Source organism: Phytobacter sp. V69, assembly GCF_965644215.1.
In the GTDB taxonomy this organism is placed as follows: Bacteria; Pseudomonadota; Gammaproteobacteria; order Enterobacterales; family Enterobacteriaceae; genus Phytobacter.
On the sequence record NZ_CBFFRL010000266.1, the window covers coordinates 1 to 5,168 of the forward strand.

Annotated in this window: 5 protein-coding genes and 1 pseudogene; 1 reads left to right on the plus strand and 5 read right to left on the minus strand. The window is 47.5% G+C overall.

What is annotated here, in order from left to right; translation table 11 throughout:
* Both ACSZPU_RS23140 and ACSZPU_RS23145 read right to left on the minus strand, forming a co-directional pair.
* Positions 1-329: pseudogene (locus tag ACSZPU_RS23140) on the minus strand (relaxase/mobilization nuclease domain-containing protein); the annotation flags it as partial.
* Entirely contained in the window at positions 319-645 is a 327-nt protein-coding gene (locus ACSZPU_RS23145) for a MobC family plasmid mobilization relaxosome protein (RefSeq protein WP_499003641.1), read from the minus strand. The gene ACSZPU_RS23145 and the pseudogene ACSZPU_RS23140, both read right to left, overlap by 11 nt.
* A gap of 468 nt (positions 646-1,113) precedes the next feature.
* On the opposite strand from ACSZPU_RS23145, the gene ACSZPU_RS23150 reads away from it, so the two are divergent.
* A complete protein-coding gene (locus ACSZPU_RS23150; protein ID WP_499003644.1) occupies positions 1,114-3,207 on the plus strand; it encodes a TonB-dependent receptor in 2,094 nt (697 codons plus the stop codon).
* A 25-nt stretch (positions 3,208-3,232) separates the two neighbouring features.
* Here ACSZPU_RS23150 and ACSZPU_RS23155 read toward each other — a convergent pair whose 3' ends face one another.
* The 3 genes from ACSZPU_RS23155 to ACSZPU_RS23165 all read right to left on the minus strand — a co-directional run bounded on the left by ACSZPU_RS23155 (position 3,233) and on the right by ACSZPU_RS23165 (position 4,971).
* Positions 3,233-4,159 carry a replication initiation protein gene (locus ACSZPU_RS23155; protein WP_499003649.1) on the minus strand — a complete coding sequence of 309 codons (927 nt, stop codon included), beginning with the start codon at positions 4,157-4,159 and terminating at the stop codon, positions 3,233-3,235.
* A gap of 193 nt (positions 4,160-4,352) precedes the next feature.
* Positions 4,353-4,637 (minus strand): NadS family protein, encoded by a 285-nt coding sequence (gene nadS / locus ACSZPU_RS23160; RefSeq protein WP_499003652.1) that lies wholly within the window; start codon positions 4,635-4,637, stop codon positions 4,353-4,355.
* A 1-nt stretch (position 4,638) separates the two neighbouring features.
* A complete protein-coding gene (locus ACSZPU_RS23165; RefSeq protein ID WP_499003656.1) occupies positions 4,639-4,971 on the minus strand; it encodes a type II toxin-antitoxin system RelE/ParE family toxin in 333 nt (110 codons plus the stop codon).
* Positions 4,972-5,168: the final 197 nt, after the last annotated feature.

The following is a 5,168-nucleotide window of genomic DNA, read 5'->3' on the forward strand; positions in this document are numbered from 1 at the left end:
GGGATGACAAAATTCAGCTCAAGCCGTCCCTTGTCTCGATGCTCTACCCACAGGCAGGCGTACTGGTCGCGGTCGAGGCCGGTCAGCAGCGTGTGCTCCCATTCGTCCATCAGGCGCGATTTCTCGGCGTCTGCAATGTCCGGCTCCTGGAATGAAAGCACGCCGGAAGTGTAGGCGCGGGCAAAGTCGCAGCCGTCGATCAGCTCGCGCACATGTTCAGGATTGCCGCGCAGTACGCTGGCCTGTTCGCGCTTACGGTCTTTTCCCAGCAGGTAATCCACCGGCCCGCTACCCGAACCCGCACCCCGCGAGTGAATTTTAACGATCACGGTTCTGCTCCAGCAGGTCGCCAAGCTGACGGTCAAGGCTGGTCAGTACGACGAGCAGCGAGGCACGTTCAGCAGGCGTCAGGGAATCAGTCTGATTCAGGCGACGGGCGATCTGGTTCAGGTTATTGCCAATGCCGCTGACCTGCCGCAGCAGTTCGGGCGCCACGTCAGGCACACGGCGCTTGCGTGAGAGGTGTTCACCCAGACCGAGCTGACGTAGCCATTCGGCAAGGTGAGTGCGGTCACATCGATCAAGCAGTCGCTGATGCTCAATTTCGGTGAGCCGGATTTTGATCTCTTTCGTTCGCTTTTCCATAGGCTCCGCTGAGAAAAAATTCGCACCACCGTGAGAATTTTTCGCAGTGGATGCCAGGGGTTTCGGGGGGGCGGCGAGCCCCCTGAACCAGTCACGGTGGAACCTCGTCAGAGGGGACGCTGTGTGTACTGGCTTGATATATGGAGTAGTATGCCAGATTCTGTGCGGGCTGCAAAAAAAACAGCCCTCTGCTAAAGAGGGCTGTTATCTGATATAGGCTTGTTATGGTTCGCGCTTAAAAAAACCAAAGCAATTCCTCATAAATGGTATTGAGTATCATTATCAAATAAATTAAAACATCGTTCTTGTACCCTAAATAATTCGAGTTTCAGGAATGCGGCAAACGAACGAGTCCCTATGAGCCTACTTAGGTAAGTGATTCGGGTGAATGAGTACAGCCAACACTCCTGTAATTTGATGTATGTCGGGTATACCTACCTCTTTACACACATACGGGTTGAAAAAAACATGCGAAAAAAAACAGCAATAGCATTATTAACAACAATTGCATCTGCTAACACATTTGCAACAGAAGAAGATGTAATGGTGGTGACTGCATCAGGGTATGAGCAAAAGAAGCGAGATGCCGCAGCAAGCATCTCCGTTATAAGCCAAGAAGAATTGAGTAAGCAAAAATACACTGACCTAGCATCAGCACTCGGTGACGTTGAAGGGCTAGATGTAAGAAGTACTACAGGAAAGACTGGTGGGCTTGATATTAGCATTAGAGGAATGTCAAGCAGTTACACTCTTATCCTAATTGATGGAATTCGACAGAACGGAACATCCGATGTAACACCCAATGGATTTGGCGCAATGAATACCAGCTTTATGCCTCCATTGTCGGCTATAGAAAGAATAGAGATAATTAGAGGGCCAATGTCAACCCTATATGGTTCTGACGCTATAGGCGGCGTTGTGAACATAATAACAAAAAAAACAGCAAAAGAATGGAGTGGTAGCGCAACCCTAGAGCATAATTTTCAAGAAGATACTGACTATGGAGATAGTTCAAAGTTATCTTTTTTCTCTAGTGGCTCATTAATTGAAAACAAACTAGGAATGTCAGTAAGAGGTAGTATATTTAGAAGAGATGCATCACATATTGAATCGTCATCCACGAAGACCGAGTTAAGCAACAGGGGACCTAACCCAGTAAAATCAGAAAACTACAACATAGGTAGTAAATTCAATTGGGAAATAAATGAATTCAATTCATTATGGCTTGATGGTGAGATTGCCAACCAAAAATATGATAATGGAGAAGGTCAATTAGGAACCATTGGTTCCTCCGGTGGATACGAAGATGAACTTCGCTATCAGAGAAGAAAGATAACAATTGGCAGCGACAATCAACTTGGGTTCGGTTTTTTAAAGTCAAGCCTTGCATATAATACAACTGAAACAAAAGGCAGATTGATAACGACAGCATCTGTACCATCAGGTTCTGATTTAGCAGGTAACAAGAGAGAATTAAAAAACACAAATATTATATTTGATTCAAGTCTCGTGGCACCAATTGGAGAAAGTCATTTAGCAACCATTGGAACTCAATATTGGAATGCAAAAATGAAGGATGGTATTGTATTAGCCAATAATGGTTCAGAATTCGAACAGGATTCGTATGCTTTTTTTGCCGAAGATGAATGGAGATTATTTGAACCTTTATCCCTAACCTATGGGGCACGCTATGAATATCAAGATACATTTGGCGGACATGTAAGCCCAAGAGCCTACTTAGTATGGGACGCTCTTGAACAGGTTACCGTCAAAGGTGGCGTTAGCACTGGATACAAAACACCATCACTATCACAGCTTCACAACGGAATTAGCGGTGTTACGGGGCAAGGTACTATCAATACAATTGGGAATCCAGACTTAGACCCAGAAGAAAGTGTAAATACAGAAATAGGCGTGTACTATGAAAATAACAACGGCTTCGACGCAAACATAACATTGTTCCATAATGATTTCAAAAATAAAATTTCAAGCGAAAGCATTGATGATTACACATCGACGTATACAAACGTAGGGAAAGCCAAAACACAGGGTATCGAGTTTTCGACAAAATTCCCGTTATTTATAGACTCATTATCTTTAAGACTAAACTACACATATACAGATAGTGAGCAAAAAGATGGTGACAACAAGGGCGCTAAACTAACAAACACACCAGAACATATGGCCAATGCAAAACTAAATTTAGTTGTTAATGACAAGTTAGACACCTGGCTGAAGGCTGAGTACAGAGACAAAACTGCTAGATTTACATCAAAATATGAAAATCTTAGCACTGCGAACAAGCTTGTTTATGATGAACTTGGTGCAAACTTTAAGTCATATACTGTATTCAACTTAGGGGCGACATATAAGCTATCTAAAGATATCACATTGAACGGTGCTATAAATAATCTTTTTGATAAAGACTTTACTAAGACGCATGTATTAACCTCAGGAAGAACAACGACTACTGCCGGTGACTATTTTACGTCATCACAAACAACCACTGGAAACGTAATACCAGGAAGAAGCCTGTGGGTTTCTGCAACTGTTAACTTCTAACAAAACGAGCTGGCCTATATTAAGGTCAGCTCTTAATATTCATCTTTTTTAACTTGTAATAAGTAGTTTTCCCAACTCCTATGAGAACCCAAGGTTTCAATTGCCTCTCACTCATTTCATTAATTTTTCGCCCTCCTCCTTTACTCATTTTACCACCTTTACAACCTCTTTCTCTTTGCTTATTTCTATCGTGCGTATTTGATACATACTCAGTAAATGATGATTCAGTGAGGTTACGTTTAGTCCACTTTGCAATGCTTTTGGCTATCCCCGTAACCTCATTTTCATCCAGCGGCGCGGAAAATTGCAGGTTATAGGCACTGGCGCGTTCGTAGCAGGCTTGAAGCCACTGGTCATACTCAGGCCAGCCCTGACGGATGGCGCGGTATGCCCACTTGCGGGTTTTATCGAACAGGGTGCAGTTACGGCCTAAGCCGTAGTCGGCAACGATTTCTTTATCGTTCGCCGCGCTCAGGTCGAGAAAGTCGGCCAGCCAGTCCAGCGTATAGAGTTCCGGCTGCCATACGGCAATTTTCCAGTGGCCGTGGTTCGGATTTTTGCAGATTAGCCCCGAATACCCCGTGTCAGCCTCTAATTTTTTACGTAGCGCGTTCTCCACGGCGGCGGCGTAGCGCAGCGGCTTCATTTTTCCGTCCGGCGCGGTGCGTATCGGGGTTTTCAGCGCGTACAGCAGGTGCGCGTGTCCGTTATCGGGGTTGGTGATGGTCAGCGTGGGCGCGGGCGCGTTGCGGTCGCTCCAGTCGATGGCGGCACCGGCGCGATCGACGTCGAATCCCAGCCAGAACATGGCGTGAGGCTGATTGAACTGGATGTATTTCGCCAGAAGGGCGCGTTCCTTACCGGCAATGCGTACACCAAAGTGCAGATCGTCCGAAAAGTACGGCTTGTGCGGTAAGCGGTCGTTGAAGAGTTCGAGTGCGGCGTTATGCAATGCGCCCTGCGCTTATGGCGGGCTGTTGTCTGGCACGGTTCATGTGCTAATATCCTTTCAAGGTTTCGTACCTGGCCCTGGTTATCATGTCGCTCCGCCAAGAATGAGCATGATTTCCGGGGCTTTGTTTTTTCTGTTGCCGTTAAATTACACGCGAACGGCCTCGCCTGTCGAATCCTTCTGTCACAACGGCTTAGTGCGCCGCCAGCGCCTGGAAGAATTTCGGGTTAGCCTGGATGGTTGCCAGCACCTTCGCCGCCAGTCCGGTCGGGTTACGGCGTCCGGTTTCCCAGCTCTTGATAGTATCGAGGCTGGTTCCCAGCACTTTCGCCATCTCGCTCTGTGAAACGTTCAGCTGTGCCCTGATGGCCTTCACGTCTGCCAGTTCGTAACGGGTGACGCGGGCGGGCGCTCTGACGCCGTTTTTGATTTCCACGGCTTCTTCCAGCGATGCTTTCAGCTCGTCAAAAAAACTCATGTCACACCTCGTCTTTCAGTTGTTGGGTCAGCGTCTTCAGCGCGGTTTTTTCCGCGTCCGTCAGGCTGTCTTTGGTGCTTTTCGGGTAGGCTATTACCAGATAAATCACCTCGGCGGTGGCCAGGAAGTAAATCACCCTCGCACTGCCGCTTTTTCCCTGGTTACCCGTCGCCATTCTGACTTTTCGCAGCCCGCCGGTTTTCTGGATGAGATCGCCTTTGTCCGGCGACTCAATCAGCGTCTTTTGCAGCTCCCTGAGATCTTCATCCGTGGCGATCTGTTTTATCTGACGGGTAAACATCGGGGTCTCGATAAACTCAATCGCGTGACTCACGGCTGTCTCCTGTTTTACATGGAGTACATGGTACACTTAATTTTGATTCCGGAAAAGCGGTCACATCGAGGGGCCATAGTAGCGGGTCGGTTTTTTCTGCGGCTCCAGCTCTGGCTGCTGCTGCTCACGCAGCTTCTCGGCGTAGGCGCGGTCGTGCTGCCTGATCAACGCATCAAGCGGCTGACGTTCCTGCTCAA